We start from the raw sequence: 25,557 nt of genomic DNA, 5'->3' as shown, positions 1-25,557 counted from the left end.
ATGAGAATAATAATTGTATTCATATTGGCCGTGATGTTTGGGCAAGTACATGCTCAGGTTGATAGCACAAGCAACAAGCAAGGAGAGATTTTAACCGGTGAGGTTGTGGTTGAAAAAGACAAGAAAATCACGCTTCCTCAGGTAGATAAGATTTTCATCAGAAGTACTCCACCATCATTTTCCAGTGAGGCAATCAATGTAAAATTCGAAATAAGTGAACCCGACTTTAAATGGCCTGATTACAAGTCAGATGTTCCTTTTCAGTTTGTAGATGAACCGTATCCTTCGGCAGAGTATCAGAACTATGTTAAACTGGGATATGGCAACTTCAATTCACCGTTGTTTGAGGCTGGTCTTTTTCAAACATTAGGTGCCTGGGATAGCAGAGCAAAGCTCTTTTATGAACAGTTTAAAGCCGGACCTGTAAATGAAGAAAATAGTGGTAATTCACTGGCAGGCATTGATGTTTCCGCATCGCATAAAAAGAATGGGTTTTCCATAACACCTGCTGTTTCATTCAATCAGCATAAGTATCATTTTTATGGAAATACCAATCGGGTCAACACTGGCTTCTCTGATGCAGAAGCTGATGAAAGTACATTTCAGAATCTCTACGCCAATGTGAATGTAACTTGGGAGAAAGGTGATGTTGAATTGGACTTTACTCCTTTTATGACTTCCAGTATTCAGTCAATTAATCCTTCTAACGATGAAAACGGTGAAGTGAACATTGGAGCGAATGGACAGCTTAGCTACAAAATAGGTGATGCTTTTACAACGGGATTTGAGATTGATGGTCAGTTTGCGAATTACGATGGCGGTCTGGCATATGATCGATCATTGATCAACTTAAATCCATGGGTTACACATCGAAAGGATAATTTATCCATTACAGCCGGTTTTGTCGTCTCATCAGGAAAAGTTGACTCTGAGTCAGAAACAGGTTTTTATCCAAAAGCAAGGGTGGAATATAGCCTCACAGAAAAATGGACTGCTTTTGGCTTGGTTTCAGGGGGACTGCAGTGGAACGGTTTAAAAGGATTGATAAGTCAAAATGAGTTTTTGGATGACTCGCTGGCGATAACTCACACAGAAAATACATTTAGCTTGGGAGGGGGGATAAAAGGTTCACCGCTTAAAAATATGCTTTTGGAAGCCTCCCTGACACACTCGGGTTATAAAGGTCTTCCATTCTTTATTCCATCATCAACAGACTCAGCTCGCTTTACACTGGCCTATGATACCGAGACCGTAAATATGATTAGCCTGAATACGAATCTGTCTTTTATGCCCACTGCAACCAGCACGTATGGTGCAAGCTTGGAATTAAACGGGTATTCAGTGGAGTCTTTGGACAAACCGTGGCATAAGCCGACTTATATATTTAAAGCATATGCCAGTCATAATATCAAGGAGAAACTAATTGTTTCAGCATATCTGATGAGTGTGGGTGGAATTCGAGCACCTGCCGATGTGGACTTTGGATATGTGAAATTGTCAGGCTTTACCGATGTGAGTATCGGAGCTAAGTACCTGATAACATCAAGGGCTTCTGCATTCATTGACGTAAATAATTTGCTTAATAATGAATACGAACGATATTTGGGGTACCCGATCCGAGGACTCGCTTTCAAAATTGGTGGTCAGTACCGTTTCTGACCCTAATATTTCCTAATAATGAATTTTATTTTATCTTGGTTCGGTCAATAAAACATACCTATGGCTAACGACGACAAGAACAAAGACAAAGAACAGGACGATTTTTTCGGCGATGACGATGATTTCGGTCTTCCGGAGCTTGATTATGAAGCTTTAGACGATGACGATGATTCTGCAGATGAGGAAGAGCCTGCTGCCGAAGAATCTCAGGAAGATGAGCCGGTAACTGATGAACCAACTGCAGATGCTTCTGATGATGATTCAGAAGATTTGGATGACTCTGTCTTTGATAGTGATGATTTTGATAGCGATGATATGTCTGATGATATGGAAGACATATCTGATGAAGATATACCAGATCAGGTTTCTGACGAAGAATTGGAGGCTTCCCTGAGCGAAGCGGATGATTTTGAGGATTCTTCAGACGACTTTGAAGATTCTGGAGATGACTTTGATGACTCATCAGCGAGTGTTGAAGACAGCAAAGAGGGTGAAGCCATGGATGAGTTTTATGAAGAGGAATCATTTGATGACTTTGAAGCATCTGATGAAGATTTTGGGGGTGACGATGATGACGATTTAGGAGATTCTGTTTTCGATAGTGATGAATTGGATAGTGACGTATTAGACGAAGATGAGTTCGCTCAGTTTGAGAAAGAACTCATGGACTCAGAGGAAGAGAGCATGGCGGATATGCAAACCTTTGACTCTGGAACACCTGACGAAACCAAAAGCAAAGGAAAATTTGCTAAGGTGGTAATTATAGGTATCATCATATTTGCTGGTTTAGGTGCTGCCTTCTGGTTCTTATCTCCAATGGGAAGCGGTGATGAAGGTGAAAAAGCTGTAGCTGAGAAGACCACACGTCCAGCCACTAAGAAGCCAGTAGCAGCAGAGAAGCCATCAGAAGAAGAAACAAAACCTGTCGAGACAGAGAGAACAGAAAAAACCACCTCTGATAATGATAATTCTGCAAATAAACCGCCAAATAATCAACCAAAATCCACACCTGCTAAGAAACAACCGGCGAAAACTCAGCCTAAAAAGGTTACAGCTACTCCGGGTACTGTGAATTCACTGAGTGCCCGTACAGGTAATTTTTACATCATAGTAGGTAGTTTTCTGGATGAGGATATGGCAATGGATTTCGCAACCAAACTATCAAATGCGGGTAAAAGTCCATCCATAATTCCACCATTTGGAAATGCCATTACGCACCGGGTTGCTATTTCTGGTTATGGCACGCTTTCTGAGGCACAGAATTCGATTGATGGGTTGAAGCCGGAGTATGGCCAGGATATTTGGATCTTGAGATACTAAAGCACTAATCCTTCAGTTAATACGTTCAGTCTGTTTGGATAGCATGCTGTCCATTAAAACCAAGATAAAGAGAACATATGCTTATTAGTGTTATGCAAGACCCTGTAGTCGAGGGTCTGGAGTCAGAAGAAACAATTTCCTTATTGGAATTATTAACAAATGGTGGATACATGATGATCCCCATTTTATTGCTTTGGATGGTGGCGATTTACATTTTTGTAGAGCGTACCAGAACCTTAAATGCCGCTTCTAAAACCCCGGAATCCTTCAAAGATCAAATCAGGTCAATGGTCATAGCGGGAGATATTAATGGAGCATTAATGCTTTGTGGGAAAACGGATACACCGGTAGCACGCATGATTGAAAAGGGAATTACGCGTATTGGCAATCCGCTTAAAAACATTGAAGTCAGCATTGAGAATGTAGGTAAGCTGGAAATCTACCGATTGGAGAAAAATTTGAATTTACTGGCAACAATTTCCGGTGCAGCCCCAATGATTGGCTTTCTTGGCACGGTTACAGGCATGATACAGGCCTTCATTGCTATCGCTCAGGAAGAAGGGGCTGTGAGCCCTAAATTGCTATCATCAGGGATCTATGAAGCGATGATTACCACTGCGGCCGGATTGTTTGTGGGAATTCTGGCATACCTGGGATACAATTACCTTGTCTCTAAGGTTGGAAAAGTGATCCATACGATGGAGTCTAACGTTATAGACTTTATTGACCTGCTACAAGAACCAAAAAAGTAGGCCATAATGGCCATTATTTATTGAGAAAAGAATTTTTCCAACTATGAATTTTCTCATCAGTCACATCGGGAATGTAAACTTAAGTTCAGTATGGATTTGAAATCAAAACATAAGGTGAATGCGAGCTTTAGCATGTCATCAATGACGGATATCATATTCCTGTTGTTGATCTTCTTCATGCTTACAGCATCATTCATTACACCCTCTGGTTTGCCGGTCAACTTACCTTCTTCAAAGTCCTCAGAGATCGTGATGCAAAAAGTGAGCGTAACGATCACGAAGGACCTGAGCTATTTTGTAAATAATAAGCGAGTGAATCGTTCTACTTTAGAATCTGTTCTAAGAACAAATCTGAGTGGAAAAGAGGGCATTGTGGTGCTCCACTGTGATGCTTCAGTGCCTGTAGAGCGTTTGGTAGAAGTCGCTGGAATTGCTACTTCATTGAAAGCAAAAGTTTCGATAGCAACGAAACCTGAGTGATGGACGAAAGAGAAAAACAAGAAGAAAAAAATAAGCGAATAGGGTGGCTGACATCTTTGGGTGTACAGCTTGTGCTACTTGTTTTATTCTACTTTATAGTGGCGTGGAAAGAGCCTTTCCCGCCTATTCCGGAATATGGAATTGAATTAGGCTTTACAACCTCCGCAGGAGCTCCAAGCACATCTACTCCGTCACAGACGGCTCCAGAAACAGAGGATCCTACTGATGACGTAGAAGAATCCAATCAGGCTGAAGAACCGGCAGTCGAATCGAGCGAGGAAAATGTCGTGAACGAGCAGCCCGTAACACCTTCGAAAGTCGAATCCCCTGTGAAGGTGGAGGAATCAAAGACGGAGACCAAAGAGCCAGTAGAAGAAGTGAAGGAAGAAGTTGACTCACGAGCTGTGATGAATCCATCAGATACAGATTCAGATAAATCCACTAACAATCCTTCCGAAGGTGAAGAGGAAAAGGAAATAGACCAACGCGCCATTTACGGAAGCCAGGGAACAAATACCGGAAATAACGAAGGTGCAAACCTTGCTCTTTCCGGTTGGATATGGGACTTCAAGCCAAAACCCGATGACACATCTGATGAATCCGGAAAAATCGTTTATAAAATCACCGTTGATCAGGATGGCTATTTGGTGAAAATAGAAACAGTAACTTCAACAGTTTCTCCGACAGTTGAACGTAAGTATCGATCTGCGGTAGAAAAGCTCACATTTAGCAAAACAGCCGACTATAAAACTGCTCCTGTTTCTACTGGCACTATCACTTTTATCATCAAATCCAGATGACATACGGGCAGACGCTCGAATATCTTTATACTCAACTTCCCATGTATCAACGGGTCGGAAAGCAGGCGTACAAAAAGGACCTGACAAACACCATCCGGCTCATGGAGTACCTTGACAATCCTCACAGGAAATTTAAGAGTGTACATATCGCAGGAACGAATGGAAAAGGTACAAGTGCACATGGAATAGCTGCCGCTTTGCAGGTAGCCGGTTTCAAAGTAGGCCTTTACACTTCACCACATCTCAAGAATTTCACTGAGCGAATCAGAATTAATGGAAAAGAGGTCTCTGAGGCCTTTGTTGTAGATTTTGTTGACAGAATTAAACCGGCGATAGAGGAAATTCACCCTTCTTTTTTCGAAATTACTGTCGCCATGGCTTTTGATTATTTTGTTCACGAACAGGTTGACATTGCTGTGGTTGAAACCGGATTAGGTGGCAGACTGGATAGTACGAACGTCATTACGCCGGTGCTTTCACTGATAACAAATATCGGTTATGACCACATGGATATGTTGGGGGATACCCTTGAAAAAATAGCTGCAGAAAAAGCCGGAATAATAAAGGAAGGAGTTCCTGTGGTGATCGGGGAGGTTCTCCCTGAAACACAATCTGTCTTTGAACAAAAAGCTCACGAAGCTAACACTACAATTACCTATGCAAAACCCATAGATTGGGATTTTGATGAGTTGGTCCCGACCTATCTTAAAATGAACATTCCGGGAATTGTATCAGCTTGTGAAGTACTATCGACAGGAGGGTTTCATATATCTGATCAGCACATAAAACAAGGAGTCAATGAAATGAATAGGCTTACTGGCTTAAAAGGGAGATTTCAGGTTTTGTGCGAAGAGCCTCTGACTATCGCAGATGTAAGCCATAATATGGATGGATTGCGGATTTTACTGAAACAGGCCAAGGAGATATGCCAAGGATGCATTCACCTGATTTTTGGAACGGTTAAGGATAAGGCATTGAATCCCATTTTCTCTCTATTCCCAAAGGAATGTAAGAAGTACTGGACTCAATCTTCTGTCCCCAGAGCTTTATCGGTTGAGGAGTTGGCCATACAAGGCGTTATGAATGAATTAGAGGGGGAATGCTTTAAAAACGTGAATGAGGCTATACATGCAGCAAAAGAAAAGGCGCAACCTAATGATTTGATTCTCATCACAGGCAGCACCTTTGTTGTTGCTGAGATTGAGGACCTCTAGTCTAGTTTTCTCCTAAATGCAAATGGTGGACATGCTCATCGATCAGGTCTATTTGCTTGGTAATTTCTATTACATACTTCTTCAACTCATCTTCGAGTGCTTTTACCTCTTTCTTATACTCTGATCCTTTTTCTCTACCCAGATTATTCTCTATTTCATTGTAAGTATTACACTCCTGATGAATAAAGCGTCTGAAGGATTTAGTTGTATAATCACTTTCTAATGTTTCAATATCATCCAAGGTGGCCTTAGCTTCCGGATCTTGATTCTTCTCAAATTTTCTGGTAACAATTCCATAAAGCAGGGTGTCGTAATGGTGAATCTCATCCAGCATCCCAATTATTTTCTTTCTGTAAATAGAATTGCCACAAAAACTGCCTAAGCCTTCATATGTTTGCAGTTTCTCGGCTTCATTGTCCCAATTGATGGTTAAGTCATCAACAGCTTTTACTACTTCAGCTTCACTTTCCTGCGAGTATGTTGAAAGTACAAAAAGCATGAATAGGGAGAATAGAATATTCGATTTCATTGGTTTGATTATTTGATTGAATTGGAAATACCTTGAGTAAGATAAATAAGTTAGAAAAGTTTGCCCAAAATAAAGCAAGTAGAAATGTAATTGAGCCGGGAAAGGAAATTTTCAATGAGATTAAAGGCCACTGGAGTGACTTCTTTCAAAATGAAAATGATATTGTTATCGAATTGGCTTGCGGATGGGGTGAGTATACAATTTCACTCGCTGAAAAATTTCCAAATAAGAACTTCATCGGGGTTGACATCAAAGGAGATCGTGTATGGAGGGGAAGCCAATATGCTCAAAAGAACGGATTGGATAATGTTGCCTTTCTCCGGACACACATCATAGAAATCCTGAATCTATTCGGAAAGGATGAGGTGGATGAGATTTGGCTTACATTCCCGGATCCCAGACCTAAGGATCGGGATGAGAAACACCGCCTTTCAAATAAATCATTTCTAGAGAAGTATCGACAGATATTAAAGCCCGATGGTTGGTTTAGATTCAAAACAGATAACACCAACTTATTTGAATATACTCTGCAGGTTTTGACTGATTTTCCAATCAGGGATCATGAGTTTACATTAGACCTTTATGAGTCTCCTTTGCTAAAGGATCATCACGAAATAAAAACAAAATATGAGCGTATATGGACAGAAAAAGGAGAGAAGGTCAAATATATGAAGCTGCGTTTTAAAGATTAGCGATACTCCGGATTCTCAAAATTCCAACGGGCACCATCATCCCAATCACTTCTCGAATTTCCATATGTCGGATAGCCATCATTTTCTTTAAGCATCCTGGCAAGATGCAATAGGTTATAAGTCATGAAGGTGGTGTTACGATTTGTAAAAGCATTCTCAAAAGCCTGCGACTCCTTATCCATATAGCTGGGACCCGGGCCTGCTTCACCAATCCACCCACAGTCAGCCTGTGGAGGAATGGAATATCCAAGGTGCTGAAGGGCGTACAGCATGCCCATAGCACAGTGCTTAATACCATCTTCATTCCCTGTAATCACACATCCACCAACCTTGCCATAGTAGATATACTGCCCCTTGTCGTTTTGCTTGCCGCTCATACCATATAATCGTTCAATTAGCTTGGTTGCGACAGATGATTTTTCACCTAACCAGATTGGAGTACCTATGATGAGGATATCTGCTTTCATTACCTTTTCGAAAAGATCAGGAAATTCATCCGTATCATATCCATGCTCTTTCATGTCCGGATATACACCGTAGGGAACCTCATGATCAACAAACCGAAGGTATTCCACTGAGACACCCTCTTTCTCCATGATATCCATGGAAACCTGCATAAGCCCTTGTGTATGACTCTGCCGAGGTGATTTCTTCAACGTACAGTTGATGTAAAGTGCTGAAAGGCCTGAAAAATCCGGATTGTTCATAATGTTCAATTTAATGAAAGCAAATCGACATTATCGTTGATTGCTATTGTTTTTATTAATGATATTTGTTCATTGATAAAAATTACTAATGAACCTTCAGCAGCTTGAATATGCATTAACGCTGGAACGCCTGGGCTCTTTTACACAGGCAGCCAAAGCACTTGGCATGACCCAGCCCGCCTTAAGTTTACAGATAAAGAATCTTGAGAATGAAATTGGTATTTCGCTTTTTGATCGATCAAGATCGAAAATTGAACCGACAGAGTCGGGCTTGAAATTTCTTTTACGGGCGGGTGAGATAGTCTCCGCCAGTAAGCAGCTAAAAGATTATGCCATTGCTCTTAGTACCGAATTTAAAGGGATCTTACGCCTTGGTGTGATTCCTACATTATCCCCATTTCTTGTCCCGATGTTTATCGATGATTTTACCAATTCATTTCCGGAAATTACGATTGAAATCCACGAGCAGTTAACAGAACAAATACTACAGCAGGTAAGGCTTGGGGAATTGGATGGAGGAATCATCTCGACACCCATTACCCGTCAGGGAATAGAGGTAAAACCTCTTTTCTACGAGTCATTCTTCCTTTATAAGAATGACCAATTGTTTGATTCTCTCGAAAGCTTTAGTATTTCTAACATAGAAATTGAAAACCTTTGGCTGCTGGAAGAAGGCAATTGTTTCAGGGATCAGGTGAATGATATTTGCTCATTTCGAAACATTAAATCCAATACCCGAATGAAATATCTATGTAGCAGCATCGACTCACTCATACGAATGGTAGATCACTACGGTGGAGCAACCATTTTACCTGAATTAACCACGCTAAGTCTGGTATCAGAACAAGAAAAACACCTTGCTATATTGGACGATAAGATTCGGGAAATTGGTTTTGTGAGCAGAAAACTGAGTGGCAAGGAGCATTTATTTGAAGCGCTCACCAACACCATTTGCCAAAATATACCGCCTAGGATGAGGCAAAAAGATGGGAGGGAAGTCGTAGACCCGGGAATTACTGTTAACTGGTAATTAAAATAGCGTTCCGGTTTTTGGTAACGCCTGCCGTTTAAGGTGCATGAGATAAAGTTGTCCACATGCAAATGCATCGCTATATGCATTGTGATGCGTCAAAGGAATTTTGTACTTCTTGCTTAGATATGCAAGCCCTCTTCGATAGATAACTCGTGTGCACCTGACCTCAAAGTCAGGTTGGGCTATGTCATAAAAAGCCAGACTACTCCTGAGACAATTCACATCAAAATTGGCATTATGCGCAACCACCACCTGATCTTCGATTAAGTGCTTGAAGTCAAACCAAACCTCTTCAAATAATGGTGCATCTAAAGTGTTTTCCGGCTTAATTCCATGGATTTCAATGTTCTTGTAGAAATATTCATTCTTAGGGGGCTGAATTAGCCGATTGATTTTTTCTACCACCTTTCCATCCTCAAATCGAACAATTCCGACCTGGCAAACGCTGGCAGGGTTCCAGGTGGCTGTTTCAAAATCAAGAGCCGAGAATGGTTCAAGAGACATACTGCTAAAATAAGCTTTAGATGTTTATCTACTCAAAACATCGGCTTGTCTAAAGTTCATGGTTTGAAATAATAAAACATGATATATAAACTTAAGTCAGAGCATCTGCTCACCTATTTTTGAGCGTATATGCTTCTTGATATGCTATCACGAACAGCGTTATTCATAGTAGGTTTCATTGTTTTGCTTTCAGGATATTCCAATGGAGATAATTGGAAGACTATTCTCAAGGACAAGAAGGGGACAGTTACGTTTTATTGGTACCCCAACAATGTCATTATTGAGAATTCCTTGGATATCATTGATGGAATCGAACATGATCTGGCTGTCTCCTTTGTAGATTATCTGGAAGCCATGTATGATGTGGAAATTGAGTTGCAATGGATTGAAACTCAAAGTTTTGATGAAGTGATGGAAAAAGTTCGTCTTGGGAATGGAGGAACTTTTGGAGCTTCTTCTTTATCAATAACCCCACAACGAAAACGTATTTTTAATTTTACCGAACCCTACATGGCTGATATCGCAGTGTTGGTATCTAATGCTAACATTCCGGTCGCTCTCTCTGAGTATCAATTAGGGCAAATTCTTCAGGGAAAAACAGCAATATCCATCAGAAGCACCACCCTCGTAGACGCCCTGGATAAGTTAAAGAACAATCTAAATGTTGATTTTGAGGTCGAATACACAAACAATAGCGGTGATATTTTAGATCAAATCAATAATCGTGACGGAAGTTTTGGATATGTTGATATTGCCAATTTTTTAGTTGCTGTTGACAATAATACCAACGTCAAGCGACAATTATTCTTTCCAGTAAAACTTGAAGGTTTAGCTATGATTTATCCTAAAAATAGTGACTGGAAAGACCCGGTTAATGATTACTTTAATAGTGCGCGCTTTCAGGAAGATCGCCGAAAAATCATAACGAAGTATCTGGGCTCTAACGCAAGTGAAATCATCAATCGAATTTCTAAATCTGCAGAAATTGGGCCTTTGGAAGAAATAGTGCTCTCCAACAGAGAAAAAGAAGCACAATATGAGCGATTGCTTGAAGCTGCCGAACGAGATAAAGAAGCTCAGCGACTAAATATCCTACTAATTTCGATCATCATTGTAGTGATTGTAATTCTTCTTTTGGTCTATTTCTTGTATCGTATCAAGTCACAAAACACTGAGCGTTTACTTCAACAGCAAAAGATGATTGAGGATACCAATAATCAGTTGAGAGGTTTAAACGAAGAAAAAAACAATCTGATCCAGGTGCTTGCACATGATTTAAGGTCACCATTGGCCAATATTTTCAATGGTGCTCAAATCATTGAATCTCAGGAAAAGCTAAGTGAAGGAGGTAATAAGATTCTTGGATTTATTCTTCAATCTTCTGAAAAAATGCAATCATTGATAGACAAGATTCTGGATGTGGATGCAATAGAAACCGGAAGGCATAATGTAAAGAAGGAAACCTTTGACATATCTCACATCATCAAACAGGTAGTGCAGGAAAATGAATCAAAAGCATCGGAAAAGGCTATTTCCATCAATACCAACTTATCGGAAAACCTGATGGTAGAAGCTGATAAAGTGTATACTACACAAGTCCTGGAAAATCTACTGACAAATGCGATAAAATACAGTCCTTCCCAATCAGAGGTTACTGTTTCAGTGAAAGAAGACGGGAAAATGATCAAGATTTCAGTTGAAGATCAGGGACCAGGACTCACTGAAGATGATAAGAAAAAACTATTTCGTAAATATCAACAACTAAGTGCACGACCAACCAAAGGAGAAGCGTCTATTGGTTTAGGCCTTTCCATTGTTAAACTATTCACTGAAAGAATGGGAGGCGAGGTGAGTTATGATACAGAGGTAGGACAAGGAACAACTTTTATTGTTAGACTTCCCGGAAAAGGATAGCAATAGGAATTTTAATCTTCATCCGCATCTTTCCAAAATGTAGGTTTTACGGGGTTAGAGTTTAATAGAAATTGACAAAAATCATAGATGATATATTCAGGTTGTCGCTCTTCGATTAATTCCCTGTTTATGTAAAAGGATCTTTTTTGTGCTCCAAAAGCACCGAAGTACCCGAGAACCGCTACATTTTGGTCATTGGATACTTGTAGATTTCCTTTTATCTCTGCTACCGGGGGGTCAAAAATGGATCCCTCTATGTCCAATTGAGATTTCAGTGTTTTGTAGAATTCATAGGCCTCTGGTGTTATGGTTAGCTGTTGCAATTCTACCCAGTATCTTTCTCTGAATCTTCTGCCGTCATCCTCGATGAACAGGGCAGTCTCTTTAATCAATTCACCATCTTGTCTCAGATCTTCATGAACATTTATTTGGTCAGATACATCTGTGATCCAGCAAATAGCACAGCAGTTTGGTGGAGGGCTAGGAGGAGAGGTAATGATTTTGTATATGCCCTGATGTCGTGTCCACAAATGAAAATTCCTTTCGCCTGCAGGATCTTTCCATTGTGCAATCACCTCAATACCGGAACGAAAATCATATTCGTCGGAGGATGGAAGCTTTCTAAATCGGGTAAATACAGTATCAAGCTCAGGTCCTTTAACCAATTCATGGAATGCTGATTCAATTTGAATACCATCAGCGGTCACAACCTTAAGCTGATATTTATCTCCAGCTATACCCTGAAAGACTGGTGGGGTCTCATACCGTCCATCTCTTATCTCGATTAGTTGAATCCGAGAACCGCTTTCACTAATCACTTCAACATCGGCACCTTTTACAGGATAAACCGTTCCACCATCACTTACTCTCTTGAATGGTGCCATGTAAGTAATCTGAATTAAGTGGGGACCTGGTAAGTCAGAGATAAAGCCATCAACAACGATCGTTTTTTCAGGTTCAGCAACCTCAAAATCAAGAGGTGTAACACACGCTGATAGAAATGAAATCAGTAAAAGCTGTTTGATACGTCTCATTTTCAGAACTTAAGATTATAACTGAGTGATGGAAAAGCTGATCCAATTATTGAAAGCTTCAGTGCCTGTGGTGGTCCATTTTCTGAATCTTCAAAAAAGACTGAATAGGCATTATCTCTTCCATATAGATTGTAAATAGATAGCGTCCAATCCCCATCCAACAGCAGATGCTTTGAAGGCCAATGAAACTTAAATGATAAGTCTAGCCGATGATAGTTAGGAATTCGACTGTTATTTCGCTCATTGAAATATCCAAGGATCGTATTTGCCAGCCATATCTTACCCTTTGGAAGTGTTACCGGCCTACCTGACTGATAAGAAAAGATGGTGGATATACTTGTGACTTTGCTTAACCGATAGTTTATAACCGTGCTAAGGTTATGAGGTTGATCAAATGATGTCGGGTATTCTCGGCCTTTGTTGATGGTCTCTGATTCAAAATTACTTCTCGACCATCTGATACTCCTCGAAAAAGTATAGCTAAACCATCCGTTTAGTCGGCCTACCTTTTTCTCTAAGAACAATTCAAGACCATAGGCTCTTCCTGGCCCCTGAAATAATTCTGTTTCAATATTCTTGTTGACAAAGAGGTTAGCCCCGTCTTTATATTCAATCAGGTTTTCAAATCTTTTATGGAAGATCTCAACCGAGACATTAAACAATTTTATTTTAGAAAAATAACCTAGCGTATACTGTTCGGTGCTTTGAGGTGCGATGTATGTGTCACTCAGCTTCCACTGATCATTCGGTGCAATAGCTGTTGTGTTTGAGATCAAATGAACATACTGATACATTTTATTATAGGATGCCTTAATGCTCATATTTTGATCTATTTGATAATTGATCCCTATACGTGGTTCAAAACCAGCGTAGTTGACGACTTCATTTTTTTCAATTTGAGTGTCAACGATATATTGCGTTCTTCTTGAGAATTGCGGGTCGTAAATGGCTATTGTGTCTGGTCCAATCAGTCGGTAATCCGAATAGCGAAGACCACCACTTATGGAAAAGTTTGAAAGAGAAATTTCATTATCTACAAAAACTGAAATAATTCGAGCATGCTCTTTGTCTACTCTATCGGGTTGAATAGAAGAACCTTCAGAAGGAATTATGATTCCAGGATTGCTTTCATAGTATTCTATTTCACCGCCTGTTTTTGTCAGAAATGGACCTATAGGTAGTTGAAGGTTCGACCCACCTTTACTTTTGGCTATTCCTGTATTGAGCGAAAATCCGGTAAACTCGTTATCATCCTTGATGGTAGAAGCGTAATGACTATAGGTTCCAAACGCATTGAAAACAATATCACTGGTAAACTGAGAGGTATACTTTACTGAGTGTGCTTCATTCGTCCATGAATTTGAAGTATTCGTTGCAAATTGGAATAAATCAGTACTCCGGTATCCTGTATACTGGAAATCATTGTCCTCGCTTATAGCATAGCTGAGGTTAACATTGTAATCGTTAAAATCAGCTCTGCTGTTGTTAATGTTTCCATCCTTGGCATATTTAAATAACCAGTTGGTATATGATTTTCTTGCTCCAAAAAGTACTGAAACCTTGTTATCGATAACTGGACCTCCAACACCAATGCTCGAGCTTAGCATTCCAAGGGTCAATTCGCCATTCCATGATCCAAAATTTCCTTTCTCACTATGGATATCTAGAACTGATGATGCCCTGCCTCCATACATCGAAGGGATGTATCCTTTATATAGGTCAGCAGACCTGACGATGCTCGGGTTAATTGCGGAAACAAACCCGAATAGGTGAGAGGGATTAAACAGAGTGGCTCCCTCGTACAAAATCAGGTTTTGATCATAGTTCCCACCCCTGACATTAAATCCTCCGGTAGCTTCGCCCGGAGTACTTATTCCTGGTAAAAGAGTTAAAGATCTTATGATGTCTACTTCGCCACCTATGTTAGGCAACTCTCTAATTCGCTCAATCGTGAGCGTTTGTGTCCCGGACTTTTTGTTTACGAATGTTTGTTGATTGGACCCACTAACAACGACCTCTTGAAGCGATGTAATGCTTGGCCTTAGTCCGAGGTTGATTTTTCCATCACCAATTAGATTTATTTTCTTTTGCTTTCGCTCATACCCGGTATAAGAAACATCAAGTGTGTAAGTTCCTTTATACAGTTGAAAAGAGTAAGCCCCCGACTCTGAGGTAATGGTTCCCTTTTCTTGTCTCTCTAACAAAATTGTAGCTCCCAGGAGGGGCTCTCCCGTACTAACGTCAAAAACATATCCGGTTAAATTAAATGGTGGAGAATCCTTGTTATTGGGTATGCCCACCGTTTCGATCAACTGGGAAATAGCGCTCGAAACGATAAAAAAAAGACAGGTTATGATCAAAGAAAGTCTCATCCAAAATAAACCGGATGATGAAAGTAGCTATAAAAGACACCTGATCTCTTGAAGAGGTCAACGCTTTTTTACAATTAAAAAAGACATGAATTTCTGTTCAAGGCCAGGACTGGAAAAAAAGATCAATCCTCTTCAATCAGCTCCAAAATATCCATAATTTGCCCATAATCCTTGAACCCGGGCCGATCTTCTTCAGTGGCTTGCAGTGCTAAACCAGGAAAGTTACCAAGGCTCTCATCTTCAGCAATGCCATATCCTTTAAGCAATTTTAGATTCCCATTGTAATAACCGATTTGAGCATCTATCTGATCAAACAGTTGGTCGTTTTCAGATTGAACAATCACCATTTTAACAAGCTCGTCTAAATAGCTCAAAGTTGATTTCATATTGGTCAAATCCTCAGCATTTTCAATGGAGAGTCTGAATATGATAGGCTTGCCCAATAATCCCACTTTTTCAACTTTATCCAGATCGTCAATTTCAACATAATCAACCGGATAATTCTTCACTGATTCTTTGATCTGCTCAGTTGTAGCTCCATGAAATTCACCGGCAAACTTTACACCAGCTACCCATTCGGTAATTTCATTAAAATCATCTTCACTCACATGTGAGTCAGATTCAGGGTCAATATTAAAACCCAGTACATCAACCATCATTCCTGCACAGTAACGGGCATCCGATAGGTTGTTAATGTTGCTGATTTTAACGAATGTTTTAAGAGCCATAGATTCAAATATTTTCTCTCGCAAAGAAAGCCAACCATTCGAAACATTTTGAATTAATTTGCTGTTTTGACACGAAAACATTAAAAAATGGCTGTAGAATTAAAGACAGACGAAGACTTCAAAAACACAATTGATAACAACGAAAAAGTGGTGGTAAAATATTTCGCAGATTGGTGCGGAAGCTGTCGTTTGTTCGCCCCAAAGTTCAGAAGACTTTCTGAGGATGACCGTTTCAATGAGGTTACCTTTCTGGACGTCAATGCAGAGAAGAGTCCCGAAGCGAGAAAGCTGGCCGGAGTGACAAATTTGCCGTTCTTTGCCACTTTCAAAAATGGAGAGTTCGTTTCTGGTCAGGCCACCAGTAAGGAGGAAGCAGTAGTAGAACTTATAAACAATCTGTAGCATGAAAATACCTGTCATCAAGCAACTTGTAGAGAACCATTCAAGAGAGGAACTAGAAAAAGCAGAGGCAGCCATTGCCGAAGAGCAACAACCTGAGATTGAGATTCCGGGTGAAGATGAGGGAGAGCAATTAACTCATGCTTATGCAGCACTTCAAGTCATTCAGAGTATGGAAGAAAACGGTGTGGATTTTAAGACTGCACTCAGGGAATATACCGGTCGGGTTAGAAACTCCATTTCATAAAAGATACCCACACGACAAACTTTCTATAAATCCATAGGTTAGGATTTTCTCGTAAGCTATATGGTTTACATTTATCCGATCTATGGATTTTTTGCATTGTTAGCTATTACAACTTGGATCAAATTCATAGCGATTTTAAACTATTCAGTATCAAACAATAGATGGAACAATATTTAGAGACAACCAAGGAAGTATACAAACGAGCTGCTGAAACGCCAGACGTTGGACTTTGCTGCACAACTACGCCCATTTGGGCTTTCCCGGGACTGGATATCCCAAAACGGATGCAGCAAATGAATTATGGTTGTGGTAGCACCGTACATCCCAGGGATTTGGTCAATAATCCCAAAATACTATATGTAGGGGTTGGAGGGGGCATGGAGCTCTTACAGTTTGCCTATTTCAGCCGTCAAAAGGATGGGGTGATAGGTGTGGATGTTGTGGATGAAATGCTTGCAGCTTCCGCGTTGAATTTCAAAGAAGCTGAAAACCTGAATGACTGGTTTAAGTCTGAATTTGTGAGCCTTCGATCAGGAGATGCGTTAAATCTTCCCGTTGAAGATGGAAGTATCGATGTGGCTGCTCAAAACTGCCTCTTCAATATCTTTCACGAAGAAGATCTTAAGAAAGCGTTGAAAGAGATGTATCGGGTACTTAAACCGCACGGAAGGCTGGTTCTATCAGATCCTGTTTGTGAGAATGAAATGCCTGATAATTTGAAGGAAGATCCGAAGCTCAGAGCGCTGTGTCTAAGCGGCGCACTTCCATTGAAACATTATATCGACATGATCACAGAAGTAGGCTTTGGAACGGTTGAAATCCGCGCCAAGCGTCCCTATCGTATTTTGGATACTGATCATTATGATACCGAAAAACCCATTCACATTGATAGCGTGGAAGTATGTGCCATTAAAGATCCTATGCCGGAAGACGGACCATGTGTTTTTACAGGAAGGACTGCCATATATACCGGGAAAGAAGAATACTTTGATGACCATGCGGGACATGTGCTGATGTACAATCAACCACTTTCAGTATGTGATAAAACCGCTGGAAACCTGGAGAAACTGAATCGTGAATACATCTACGTTTCAGATAGCACATTCTTTTATGATGGAGGTGGATGCTGCTGAGATTAAATAATAACATCTTAAATCAACGAAATGAAAAACGACGCATACTACAAATCGGAAGACCTTAAGAAATTCGGTAACATCACAGAATGGCATAAAAAGCTGGGTGATAAATTCTTCGATTACTATGGAGAGGTCTTTGCAGAAGGAGCCTTAACAGCACGCGAAAAATCACTCATCGCTTTGGCTGTTGCTCACGCCATTCAGTGTCCTTATTGTATAGATGCTTACACAGCAGATACATTACAAAAAGGAGTGGACGAAGAGCAAATGATGGAGGCTGTACACGTAGCAGCTGCCATCAGAGGTGGCGCATCATTGGTACATGGCGTACAAATGATGAATCAGGTAAATGAAAAATTGATGTAATGTTAAAATCACTTCAGAGACAAAAACATAAATTAGGCAGTTCGGAAGGACAATTGGAGGTGTTGGATGATTCGGAATCCATTGGAATTCCAGCATTCGATGAGAAGATGAAGGAAATTGGACATTCGCCTCTGAAACCGACTCATATTGATATTTTTCAAATAAACGTGGGGAAGATGTGCAACCAGGTATGTGCACATTGCCACGTAGATGCAGGTCCCGATCGTAAGGAGATTATGACCAAAGGAACCATGCAGCAATGTCTCGATGCATTGGAGGGGACGGACATCTCCACTGTGGATTTGACAGGTGGAGCTCCCGAAATGAACCCTCACTTCCGATGGTTTGTGGAAGAGTTGTGTAAGCTTGGAAAGCAGGTAATCGTTCGTTGTAATCTTACGATTATTCTTGCCAACCCGAAGTACAATGATCTTCCAGAATTTTTCAGAAAGCACAAGATCAATGTGGTATCCAGCCTTCCATACTTCACTGCAAAACGAACAGATGCACAAAGAGGAGTTGGAGTCTTCGACAAGTCGATTAAAGCCTTGCAAATGCTCAATGCCGTAGGCTATGGAAAAGAGGAATCAGATCTGAAGCTCGACCTGGTGTATAATCCTGCAGGGGCTTTTCTTCCGGGTGATCAGAAAGCACTGGAAAGCCAGTTCAAAAGAAAGCTATTGGAGTATGATATCGTCTTCAACGACCTTTTCTGCATCACCAATTTACCAATAAGCAGGTTCCTTGAATATCTGGTAAAAACGGAGAAGTACGAGGATTATATGGACGAATTGGTTAATGCTTTTAATCCGGCAGCAGCAGAAGGAGTCATGTGTAGAAACACCATCAGCATCGGATGGGATGGGTATGTCTATGATTGTGATTTCAACCAAATGCTGGAGCTGAAAGTGAATGGCCCTCAGCACATCAAAGATTTTGATCAGGATACGCTTGAGAAAAGAGAGATCATCATCAATCAGCATTGCTATGGTTGCACAGCAGGAGCCGGAAGTAGCTGTGGGGGGACAACTACCTGACATTCTTGATTTTATTGTTCTTTCAGACCTATAACTGACTTACCTTTGCGTTTTTATGTATAAACCGTGGCTGTGAACCCGGCAGAAGTACAACACAATGAGTAAAAAAGGAAGAATTTTAGTCGCCATGAGTGGCGGCATTGACAGCTCACTGGCCGCAGTGATGCTGCACGAAGAAGGATACGAGGTGATAGGAATGACCATGAAAACGTGGGACTATCAGACCTCTGGAGGAAGTAGCAAGGAAACAGGCTGTTGCAGTCTGGATTCGATCAACGACGCGCGAAACATCGCCGTAAATCTTGGTTTCCCGCATTTTATTGTAGACATCAGAGAAGAATTTGGTGATGCTGTCATCGACTACTTCACAGATGAATACATGGCTGGGCGAACACCCAATCCGTGTGTGATGTGTAATACACACATCAAATGGGATGCATTGCTGAGAAGGGCAGATAAGCTGGATTGCGAATACATCGCAACAGGTCACTATGCTAACATTCGAGAGGAGAACGACCGATTTGTTGTATCAAGAGGGGTCGATGGATATAAAGACCAATCGTATGCCCTTTGGGGAATTTCACAGGAAAGCTTAAGTCGAACGAAATATCCATTAGGACATCTGAAGAAATCTGAGATTTATGACATGGCTCGTGAACGAGAGTTCTATGAGCTCGTGTCCAAATCAGAGTCGTATGAAATCTGCTTTGTTCCTGACAATGATTATCGAGGCTTTTTGAAAAGAAGAGTTCCTGACATGGAAAAAGAGGTAGCAGGAGGAGAGTTTGTACTCGAAGGAACTTGTGAGGTAGTAGGTAAGCATGAAGGTTATCCTTTCTACACCGTAGGTCAGCGAAAGGGCTTAGGTATTGCTTTAGGCTACCCTGTATATGTCACTGAAATACAGAAAGATACAAATCGAGTTGTTTTGGGTACTTTTGATGAGTTGAGCAGGGATGGTATGTATGTTAAGCAGCTCAATATGCAGAAATATGCCAGCATTGAAGGCGAGCGAAAGGATACCGTCACCAAGGTGCGATACAATGACAAAGGCAACCCGGCCGTTATTGAGCAGGTGGGTGATACCATGAAAGTGTATTTCGGAAATGGTGTGAGTGCTATCGCTCCCGGTCAGGCTGCTGTATTTTATGAAGGAGACGATGTGATTGGTGGCGGTTGGATTACCTCAAGCTTTCATCAGAATAGAGAAAATTGAACAAGTCTAAGTTATTTCTAGGATTAATTCCCCCCTTTAGGGGGGTGAAGGGGGGTGTTTTTATACTTCTCTTTGCATTATTTTTCTCTTCCTGCAACTCCTCAAAAGAAGTAGGTCCGGAAACTGTAGGATATGACTTTTATCCGCTCGCCGTTGGTGATTATCGTATCTATGATGTTGAAGAAATCAAGTATCTGATCACAGGGTTTGATACATCTGTCTATCAGCTCCGGGAGATCATCATCGATTCCATCCCTTCAAATGACCAAACCATCTACTTGCTCAGGAGGGACATTCGAACGAATGAAATGGATGCATGGGAAAGCGATTCTTTATGGACAGTCACACGGACTTCCAACTATCTTTCTATCACAGAAAATAACATTCCGTTTATCAAATTGACCTTTCCTGTAAAGGAAGGGAAGGAATGGGACGGAAACAGTTTAAATAGTAGGTCAGAACTGTCTTATTACTACCAGCCCGTAGAAACCAATAACATTGATTCGCTGAGTCTTGATGATCATATTAGGGTAATAATTGAAGATATAGAAGAAAACGTGACCGGTGTTGATTTGAGGAGTGAAGTCTATGCTAAAGGCATTGGATTAGTTGAGAAAGATTATCTAACACAAAAAAAGTGTACGTCCAGTGATTGTGGGCCGGATTTGGGAGAAGTAATTGCAGGTCGTTCCTTGAAGCAGGTTTTAATTGAAATAGGAAATGAAGAATAAGTTTTTGTGGCTACTGACGCTGATTCTATGCACACAGACTGTCCTCGCCCAGAGTCAGGTCAACAGATATTTTGTCTACTTCACAGATAAAGCAGGTGAAGGATATCCTTATTCTATCTCAAACCCTGAAGCGTTTCTTACACAGCGTGCCATTGATCGTAGGGAAAAGCAGGGAATAAGCATCAAAGAAGATGATTTACCTGTGTCGCCTACATATGTTCAAGGATTAAGAGATGTGGGTATTGATGTGTTCTTTACGTCCAAATGGATGAACGGAGCATTGGTAAATGCAGATACTACTCTATTAGATGATGTTTCAGCACTTTCATTTGTAGACAGCATTGCATGGATTGCAGATACGACACGCTTGAGCTATGAGAAAGATATACCTGCTGATCCTGAGACCTTTGATCCGCCCATTTCACAAAATGGAGATTCTAATATACAGCTTGGTATGCTTGGTGCCTTTTTCATGCATCAGGAGGATGTAAAAGGACAGGGAATGTTGATTGCTGTTTTAGACAATGGCTTTACCGGTGTTAATCAATTTACCCCATTTCAGCATATCTGGGACGATAATAGACTTTTAGCCACAAAAGATTTCGTTGAGAACTCAGGAAATGTATTCCAGTTTGGGGATCATGGAACATCTGTTTTTTCCATCATCGCATCAAATTATACCTCAGAAGAAGGTGATCTGATAGGGATTGCGCCTGGGGCTGAGTACATCTTGTGTGTCACAGAAGAAGGAGGCAGTGAAGATCGGGTAGAGGAGTACAATTGGCTGCTAGGAGCAGAATATGCAGATAGTTTGGGTGCCGATGTAATCAATGCGTCATTGGGTTACAATACATTCGATATTCCGGAACACGATTATTCCAAAGATGATCTGGATGGTCAAACCTCCATTGTCTCTATTGCAGCGGAAATGGCCGCTAAGAAAGGAATAGTGGTCGTTACCAGTGCTGGCAACAGCGGTACGAGAAATTCCCCAGGCAACTTAATCAGCCACCCTGCAGACGCAAAAGGTATTATTGCGGTGGCTAGCGTTGATCCAAACTTTGAGCGATCTGATTTTAGTTCTGTTGGACCAACATCTGATGGTAGAATCAAGCCAGATGTAGCCGCATTTGGAGATGGTACTACAGTTATGAGAGGAAATGGGTCTATCGAACGAGGTGGGGGAACCAGTTTTGCTTCTCCGTTAATCGCCGGCTTTGCAGCATGCATCTGGCAGGTCAACCCGGAAAGAGCCTACAATGAAATTATCACAGCCATCAAAGCATCAGGACACCTCGATGCAAATCCAGACAATCTCTTGGGTTGGGGCGTGCCGAATTATGCTTATGCAAAAGATGTAAAGGCACTGAATATCAATGACATATTAGACGATAAAGTAACCTTTTATCCCAATCCATTTAAGGGAGATACACTCTATTTGCTGACCAATGGTGACTTTAAAGAAGGCATGCAAATACGCATCCTGGATCCAAAAGGAGGTCTGGTCTATAACCAGTCATTTGAAAAGAAAGACGTAAAAGAAAACATGGAATTGACGATTGACGGTAGCCAACAAGGAGTTTATTTCTTATTCTTGCAAATAGGAAACAATCAAAAGATCGTCAAACTCATCAATTTCTAATGTCCCGAAAGCTAATCGCCCCCTCATTTCTTGCTGCTGATTTCGCAAACGTGCAGCAGGAAGTAGAAATGCTCAACAACAGTGAAGCAGATTACATCCATATTGATATCATGGATGGGGTGTTTGTTCCGAATATTTCGTTTGGATTTCCTGTTTGTCAGGCCATTCACAAACACGCCAAAAAGCCAATGGATTTCCACTTGATGATCGAACATGCAGATCCATACCTGGAAGATTGTATGAAAGCCGGGGCAGAAATTATCACTGTGCATGAAGAGGCCTGCAGACATTTGCATCGTACGGTCACTGAAATAAGAAATTTAGGGGCTAAAGCAGGTGTGGTAATCAACCCACATCGCCCGGTAAGTGCGCTGGAGGAGATATTACCCTATGTGGATCTTGTTTTGCTAATGTCTGTCAACCCCGGATTTGGTGGACAGAAGTTCATTGAAACCACTTTTGAAAAGACACGAAAGCTCAAGAAGATGGTCGATGAAATCAATCCGGAAATCATCATCGAGATTGATGGGGGTGTAAATGATCAGAACGCTGGTGAACTTTTTAATGCTGGTGCGGATATGCTAGTGGCCGGAAGCTTCGTTTTTAAGTCTGATGACCCAGCCCAGACCATCGCTAATCTCAAAAAAGCGTAATTCATTGAGAACGCTTGCTCTCTTGCTTTTTCTCGGCTTTACCATTCCACTTATTGCTCAGAATGGTGTGATAGAAGGCAGGATTGTCGATGAACTTGGAGAGCCGATACCAGCAGTAAATGTCATTCTCAAAAGCGACCGAACGAAAGGAACCATCTCCAATGTTGACGGATACTTTTTGCTGGAATTAGCACCGGGAACCTATGATCTCATCTTTTCGCACGTACAATATGGTGCTTATGAGCTTTCTGATATTCTAACCGGAGTAAGCGATTTTATAGTCACTATGAAGCCGGGAGCTACTCAGTTGGACGATGTAGAGGTGGAGGGAGATCGTGAACGAGATGCCATCGATCCTGCTACCAGGATTGACCCTAAATCTGCAAAGAACCTGCCATCCGCATTTGGCGATTTCAGTAAAGTATTGTTGACTTTACCCGGAGTGGCTGGAAACAATGAGCTTTCATCTGCCTATAATGTTCGTGGGGGAAACTTTGATGAAAACCTGGTCTATGTGAATGACATTCCCGTATACAGACCATTTCTGGCCAATGCCGGACGACAGGAAGGATTAAGTTTTGTTAATCCTGATTTGGTAGGAGATATCGACTTCTATGCCGGAGGCTGGGAATCCAAATATGGGGATAAGCTATCATCCTCATTAAATATCGATTACAAAGAACCTGAGTCATTGGAAGGTCAGATCAACTTCGGACTACTCGGTGGGTCTGCTTACATCGGAAATCGAATCAATGATGATGTGCAATACGTGTTTGGTGCTCGGCACAGAGACTCCAGGTATCTCTTAAATACCCTGGAAACTCAAGGCCAGTACTTGCCTACCTACAGTGATATTCAGGGATTTTTTACGTTCGATTTGACAGGGAAAGGAAGTGATCAAATCAACCGAACGAAGCTCAACTGGCTGCTGTCTTATGGAAGAAATAGGTACCTCACCTTACCAGAATCTCAAACCACCGATTTCGGATCTGTTTCACAGAACCTGAGAATTCAAACCGCATTTGATGGGAGAGAGGAGCTGGATTATGATACTTACCAGAGTGGATTCAATCTTTCTCACAGATGGTCTAACCGATTTCTGAGCCGATGGATTGTTTCAGGTGTTTATACCTCTGAACGAGAGAATTACAACGTAGAAGGAGCTTATCGGATTTGTGATATTGACAATAACCCGGGCTCGAATAGCTTCAACGATTGTGTTGTCATCCGTGGAATTGGTACCAACTTCAACTATGGTAGAAATAGGCTGGAAGCACAGATTTACAATGCAGAATGGAGAAATGAATACCTGCTTTCAGATTGGGCCATTCTGGAAGGGGGTGTAGGCTTCAATAAAAACATCATTGACGATGAACTCAATGAGTATGCCTTTTTAGACTCTGCCGGTTTCGTCATCCTGAATGAGAGTACGTTCAATGAGTTGGATTTAGAAACAAACATTATTACCGGCTACTTGCAATCCACAATTTTCTCCAAGGATTCTATGTACGCTGTGAACGTAGGGACAAGAATCAATCACATGGATTATAATGGAGAAACACTGTTTAGCCCTCGACTCATTTATCGCTTCAAGCCTAACTGGGAAAAAGAAACCTCTTTTCGATTATCGATAGGAAAGTATAGCCAACCACCTTTCTACCGGGAGCTGAGAGATCGAAATGGAGATATTCAGGAAGACGTTAAAGCCCAGCAATCCATCCACATCATAGGGGCGATGGAACGATTAATCACCTGGTGGGATCGTCCTTTTTTGTTTTCAGTGGAGAGCTATTATAAGCACATGGATAATGTAATTGCTTTTGATATTGATAACGTCCGACTCAGGTATTTTGCCAATAATGATGCTGAGGCCTATGCCTACGGTTTTGATTTTCGCATAAATGGAGAGTTCATTCCTGGTACGCAATCATGGTTTAGTCTGGGTATTTTGAATACCAAAGAGGATATAGCTGAAGACGATAAAGGATTTATTAGAAGACCAACCGATCAGCGTATTAACCTCGCCTTCTACTTTGAAGATCACCTGCCAAACGATCCAACCATGCGGGTTTATGTAAACTCTGTGTTTGGTTCCGGTTACCCTTTAGGTCCACCGAATGAAATAAATGCTAGAAATATTTTTTCCGGAGATGAATATTATCGTGTAGACATTGGGCTATCCAAATCATTTGAACTCAGAAACAATAAGTACCTGAAAACCTTATGGTTAAGAGCTGAGGTGTTAAATGTATTAGGCGCAGATAACACGCTATCTTATTCCTGGATACAGGATGTGACAGGTGCACAATTAGCCATCCCAAATTCATTATCGGCAAGGTTTTTGAATTTCAAAATTTCAGCAGATTTTTAGGTGGCAGATCACCTATCTTTG

Annotated in this window: 25 protein-coding genes; 19 read left to right on the top strand and 6 right to left on the bottom strand. The window is 41.1% G+C overall.

What is annotated here, in order from left to right; genetic code table 11:
- The 6 genes from ACOQON_RS07975 to ACOQON_RS07950 all read left to right on the top strand — a co-directional run bounded on the left by ACOQON_RS07975 (position 1) and on the right by ACOQON_RS07950 (position 6,225).
- A complete protein-coding gene (locus ACOQON_RS07975; protein WP_420578396.1) occupies positions 1-1,659 on the top strand; it encodes a hypothetical protein in 1,659 nt (552 codons plus the stop codon).
- Positions 1,660-1,719: 60 nt separating this feature from the next.
- On the top strand, positions 1,720-2,979 hold the full coding sequence (locus tag ACOQON_RS07970) for an SPOR domain-containing protein (RefSeq protein ID WP_420578395.1): 1,260 nt from the start codon (positions 1,720-1,722) through the stop codon (positions 2,977-2,979).
- Positions 2,980-3,071: 92 nt separating this feature from the next.
- Entirely contained in the window at positions 3,072-3,731 is a 660-nt protein-coding gene (locus ACOQON_RS07965; protein WP_420578394.1) for a MotA/TolQ/ExbB proton channel family protein, read from the top strand.
- A 90-nt stretch (positions 3,732-3,821) separates the two neighbouring features.
- Entirely contained in the window at positions 3,822-4,211 is a 390-nt protein-coding gene (locus tag ACOQON_RS07960; protein ID WP_420578393.1) for an ExbD/TolR family protein, read from the top strand.
- Positions 4,211-5,011 carry a hypothetical protein gene (locus ACOQON_RS07955; protein ID WP_420578392.1) on the top strand — a complete coding sequence of 267 codons (801 nt, stop codon included), beginning with the start codon at positions 4,211-4,213 and terminating at the stop codon, positions 5,009-5,011. The genes ACOQON_RS07960 and ACOQON_RS07955 overlap by 1 nt, the downstream gene beginning before the upstream one ends.
- Positions 5,008-6,225, top strand: coding sequence for a bifunctional folylpolyglutamate synthase/dihydrofolate synthase (locus ACOQON_RS07950; RefSeq protein ID WP_420578391.1), 1,218 nt, complete (start codon positions 5,008-5,010; stop codon positions 6,223-6,225). The genes ACOQON_RS07955 and ACOQON_RS07950 overlap by 4 nt, the downstream gene beginning before the upstream one ends.
- A 1-nt stretch (position 6,226) precedes the next feature.
- On the opposite strand, the gene ACOQON_RS07945 is transcribed toward ACOQON_RS07950, so the two are convergent.
- Complete coding sequence (locus ACOQON_RS07945) at positions 6,227-6,754, bottom strand: hypothetical protein (RefSeq protein WP_420578390.1); 528 nt, start codon at positions 6,752-6,754, stop codon at positions 6,227-6,229.
- A 32-nt stretch (positions 6,755-6,786) separates the two neighbouring features.
- Here ACOQON_RS07945 and trmB point away from each other — a divergent pair, with 32 nt between their 5' ends.
- A complete protein-coding gene (gene trmB, locus ACOQON_RS07940) occupies positions 6,787-7,446 on the top strand; it encodes a tRNA (guanosine(46)-N7)-methyltransferase TrmB (protein WP_420578389.1) in 660 nt (219 codons plus the stop codon).
- On the opposite strand, the gene ACOQON_RS07935 is transcribed toward trmB, so the two are convergent.
- A complete protein-coding gene (locus ACOQON_RS07935; protein ID WP_420578388.1) occupies positions 7,443-8,153 on the bottom strand; it encodes a flavodoxin family protein in 711 nt (236 codons plus the stop codon). The genes trmB and ACOQON_RS07935 overlap by 4 nt on opposite strands.
- Positions 8,154-8,241: 88 nt before the next feature.
- Here ACOQON_RS07935 and ACOQON_RS07930 point away from each other — a divergent pair, with 88 nt between their 5' ends.
- Positions 8,242-9,183: a LysR substrate-binding domain-containing protein gene (locus ACOQON_RS07930; RefSeq protein ID WP_420578387.1), complete on the top strand. Its 942-nt coding sequence runs from the start codon at positions 8,242-8,244 to the stop codon at positions 9,181-9,183.
- On the opposite strand, the gene ACOQON_RS07925 is transcribed toward ACOQON_RS07930, so the two are convergent.
- Complete coding sequence (locus tag ACOQON_RS07925; RefSeq protein ID WP_420578386.1) at positions 9,184-9,690, bottom strand: exonuclease domain-containing protein; 507 nt, start codon at positions 9,688-9,690, stop codon at positions 9,184-9,186.
- 141 nt (positions 9,691-9,831) lie between these two features.
- On the opposite strand from ACOQON_RS07925, the gene ACOQON_RS07920 reads away from it, so the two are divergent.
- The gene (locus tag ACOQON_RS07920; protein ID WP_420578385.1) at positions 9,832-11,604 is read left to right on the top strand and encodes an ATP-binding protein; all 1,773 of its coding nucleotides are present in this window, start codon (positions 9,832-9,834) and stop codon (positions 11,602-11,604) included.
- An 11-nt stretch (positions 11,605-11,615) separates the two neighbouring features.
- Here ACOQON_RS07920 and ACOQON_RS07915 read toward each other — a convergent pair whose 3' ends face one another.
- The 3 genes from ACOQON_RS07915 to ACOQON_RS07905 form a co-directional block, all read right to left on the bottom strand.
- Entirely contained in the window at positions 11,616-12,638 is a 1,023-nt protein-coding gene (locus ACOQON_RS07915) for a DUF4249 domain-containing protein (protein WP_420578384.1), read from the bottom strand.
- A 2-nt stretch (positions 12,639-12,640) separates the two neighbouring features.
- Positions 12,641-14,938, bottom strand: coding sequence for a TonB-dependent receptor (locus ACOQON_RS07910; protein WP_420578383.1), 2,298 nt, complete (start codon positions 14,936-14,938; stop codon positions 12,641-12,643).
- Positions 14,939-15,132: 194 nt separating this feature from the next.
- Entirely contained in the window at positions 15,133-15,738 is a 606-nt protein-coding gene (locus ACOQON_RS07905) for an N-(5'-phosphoribosyl)anthranilate isomerase (protein ID WP_420578382.1), read from the bottom strand.
- 87 nt (positions 15,739-15,825) lie between these two features.
- On the opposite strand from ACOQON_RS07905, the gene ACOQON_RS07900 reads away from it, so the two are divergent.
- The 10 genes from ACOQON_RS07900 (at position 15,826) to ACOQON_RS07855 (ending at position 25,536) form a co-directional block, all read left to right on the top strand.
- Complete coding sequence (locus ACOQON_RS07900) at positions 15,826-16,140, top strand: thioredoxin family protein (protein ID WP_420578381.1); 315 nt, start codon at positions 15,826-15,828, stop codon at positions 16,138-16,140.
- A 1-nt stretch (position 16,141) separates the two neighbouring features.
- Positions 16,142-16,384, top strand: a complete 243-nt coding sequence (locus ACOQON_RS07895) for a DUF6952 family protein (protein ID WP_420578380.1) — start codon at positions 16,142-16,144, stop codon at positions 16,382-16,384.
- A 161-nt stretch (positions 16,385-16,545) separates the two neighbouring features.
- Positions 16,546-17,517 (top strand): arsenosugar biosynthesis arsenite methyltransferase ArsM, encoded by a 972-nt coding sequence (arsM, locus tag ACOQON_RS07890; protein ID WP_420578379.1) that lies wholly within the window; start codon positions 16,546-16,548, stop codon positions 17,515-17,517.
- A 30-nt stretch (positions 17,518-17,547) separates the two neighbouring features.
- Positions 17,548-17,886: an arsenosugar biosynthesis-associated peroxidase-like protein gene (locus ACOQON_RS07885; protein ID WP_420578378.1), complete on the top strand. Its 339-nt coding sequence runs from the start codon at positions 17,548-17,550 to the stop codon at positions 17,884-17,886.
- On the top strand, positions 17,886-18,923 hold the full coding sequence (gene arsS, locus ACOQON_RS07880) for an arsenosugar biosynthesis radical SAM (seleno)protein ArsS (protein WP_420578377.1): 1,038 nt from the start codon (positions 17,886-17,888) through the stop codon (positions 18,921-18,923). The genes ACOQON_RS07885 and arsS overlap by 1 nt, the downstream gene beginning before the upstream one ends.
- A 97-nt stretch (positions 18,924-19,020) precedes the next feature.
- Positions 19,021-20,139, top strand: coding sequence for a tRNA 2-thiouridine(34) synthase MnmA (gene mnmA / locus ACOQON_RS07875; RefSeq protein WP_420578376.1), 1,119 nt, complete (start codon positions 19,021-19,023; stop codon positions 20,137-20,139).
- Entirely contained in the window at positions 20,136-20,870 is a 735-nt protein-coding gene (locus ACOQON_RS07870) for a hypothetical protein (protein ID WP_420578375.1), read from the top strand. Before mnmA ends, ACOQON_RS07870 begins: the two co-directional genes overlap by 4 nt.
- On the top strand, positions 20,860-22,512 hold the full coding sequence (locus ACOQON_RS07865) for a S8 family serine peptidase (RefSeq protein ID WP_420578374.1): 1,653 nt from the start codon (positions 20,860-20,862) through the stop codon (positions 22,510-22,512). The genes ACOQON_RS07870 and ACOQON_RS07865 overlap by 11 nt, the downstream gene beginning before the upstream one ends.
- A complete protein-coding gene (rpe, locus tag ACOQON_RS07860; protein ID WP_420578373.1) occupies positions 22,512-23,165 on the top strand; it encodes a ribulose-phosphate 3-epimerase in 654 nt (217 codons plus the stop codon). The genes ACOQON_RS07865 and rpe overlap by 1 nt, the downstream gene beginning before the upstream one ends.
- A 4-nt stretch (positions 23,166-23,169) precedes the next feature.
- Positions 23,170-25,536 carry a TonB-dependent receptor gene (locus tag ACOQON_RS07855; protein WP_420578372.1) on the top strand — a complete coding sequence of 789 codons (2,367 nt, stop codon included), beginning with the start codon at positions 23,170-23,172 and terminating at the stop codon, positions 25,534-25,536.
- The last annotated feature ends 21 nt before the right edge of the window (positions 25,537-25,557 follow it).

Origin of the sequence: Ekhidna sp. (assembly GCF_965221965.1) — a bacterium.
GTDB lineage: Bacteria > Bacteroidota > Bacteroidia > Cytophagales > Cyclobacteriaceae > Ekhidna.
This window is presented reverse-complemented; position numbering and strand designations above follow the sequence as displayed.

Bases quoted from the DNA above. Each gene is read 5' to 3' on its own strand.
- ACOQON_RS07975 (WP_420578396.1), top strand. From the start codon at position 1: ATGAGAATAATAATTGTATTCATATTGGCCGTGATGTTTGGGCAAGTA.
- ACOQON_RS07970 (WP_420578395.1), top strand. From the start codon at position 1,720: ATGGCTAACGACGACAAGAACAAAGACAAAGAACAGGACGATTTTTTC.
- ACOQON_RS07965 (WP_420578394.1), top strand. From the start codon at position 3,072: ATGCAAGACCCTGTAGTCGAGGGTCTGGAGTCAGAAGAAACAATTTCC.
- ACOQON_RS07960 (WP_420578393.1), top strand. From the start codon at position 3,822: ATGGATTTGAAATCAAAACATAAGGTGAATGCGAGCTTTAGCATGTCA.
- ACOQON_RS07955 (WP_420578392.1), top strand. From the start codon at position 4,211: ATGGACGAAAGAGAAAAACAAGAAGAAAAAAATAAGCGAATAGGGTGG.
- ACOQON_RS07950 (WP_420578391.1), top strand. From the start codon at position 5,008: ATGACATACGGGCAGACGCTCGAATATCTTTATACTCAACTTCCCATG.
- ACOQON_RS07945 (WP_420578390.1), bottom strand. From the start codon at position 6,754: ATGAAATCGAATATTCTATTCTCCCTATTCATGCTTTTTGTACTTTCA.
- ACOQON_RS07935 (WP_420578388.1), bottom strand. From the start codon at position 8,153: ATGAACAATCCGGATTTTTCAGGCCTTTCAGCACTTTACATCAACTGT.
- ACOQON_RS07930 (WP_420578387.1), top strand. From the start codon at position 8,242: ATGAACCTTCAGCAGCTTGAATATGCATTAACGCTGGAACGCCTGGGC.
- ACOQON_RS07925 (WP_420578386.1), bottom strand. From the start codon at position 9,690: ATGTCTCTTGAACCATTCTCGGCTCTTGATTTTGAAACAGCCACCTGG.
- ACOQON_RS07920 (WP_420578385.1), top strand. From the start codon at position 9,832: ATGCTATCACGAACAGCGTTATTCATAGTAGGTTTCATTGTTTTGCTT.
- ACOQON_RS07915 (WP_420578384.1), bottom strand. From the start codon at position 12,638: ATGAGACGTATCAAACAGCTTTTACTGATTTCATTTCTATCAGCGTGT.
- ACOQON_RS07905 (WP_420578382.1), bottom strand. From the start codon at position 15,738: ATGGCTCTTAAAACATTCGTTAAAATCAGCAACATTAACAACCTATCG.
- ACOQON_RS07900 (WP_420578381.1), top strand. From the start codon at position 15,826: ATGGCTGTAGAATTAAAGACAGACGAAGACTTCAAAAACACAATTGAT.
- ACOQON_RS07895 (WP_420578380.1), top strand. From the start codon at position 16,142: ATGAAAATACCTGTCATCAAGCAACTTGTAGAGAACCATTCAAGAGAG.
- arsM (WP_420578379.1), top strand. From the start codon at position 16,546: ATGGAACAATATTTAGAGACAACCAAGGAAGTATACAAACGAGCTGCT.
- ACOQON_RS07885 (WP_420578378.1), top strand. From the start codon at position 17,548: ATGAAAAACGACGCATACTACAAATCGGAAGACCTTAAGAAATTCGGT.
- arsS (WP_420578377.1), top strand. From the start codon at position 17,886: ATGTTAAAATCACTTCAGAGACAAAAACATAAATTAGGCAGTTCGGAA.
- mnmA (WP_420578376.1), top strand. From the start codon at position 19,021: ATGAGTAAAAAAGGAAGAATTTTAGTCGCCATGAGTGGCGGCATTGAC.
- ACOQON_RS07865 (WP_420578374.1), top strand. From the start codon at position 20,860: ATGAAGAATAAGTTTTTGTGGCTACTGACGCTGATTCTATGCACACAG.
- rpe (WP_420578373.1), top strand. From the start codon at position 22,512: ATGTCCCGAAAGCTAATCGCCCCCTCATTTCTTGCTGCTGATTTCGCA.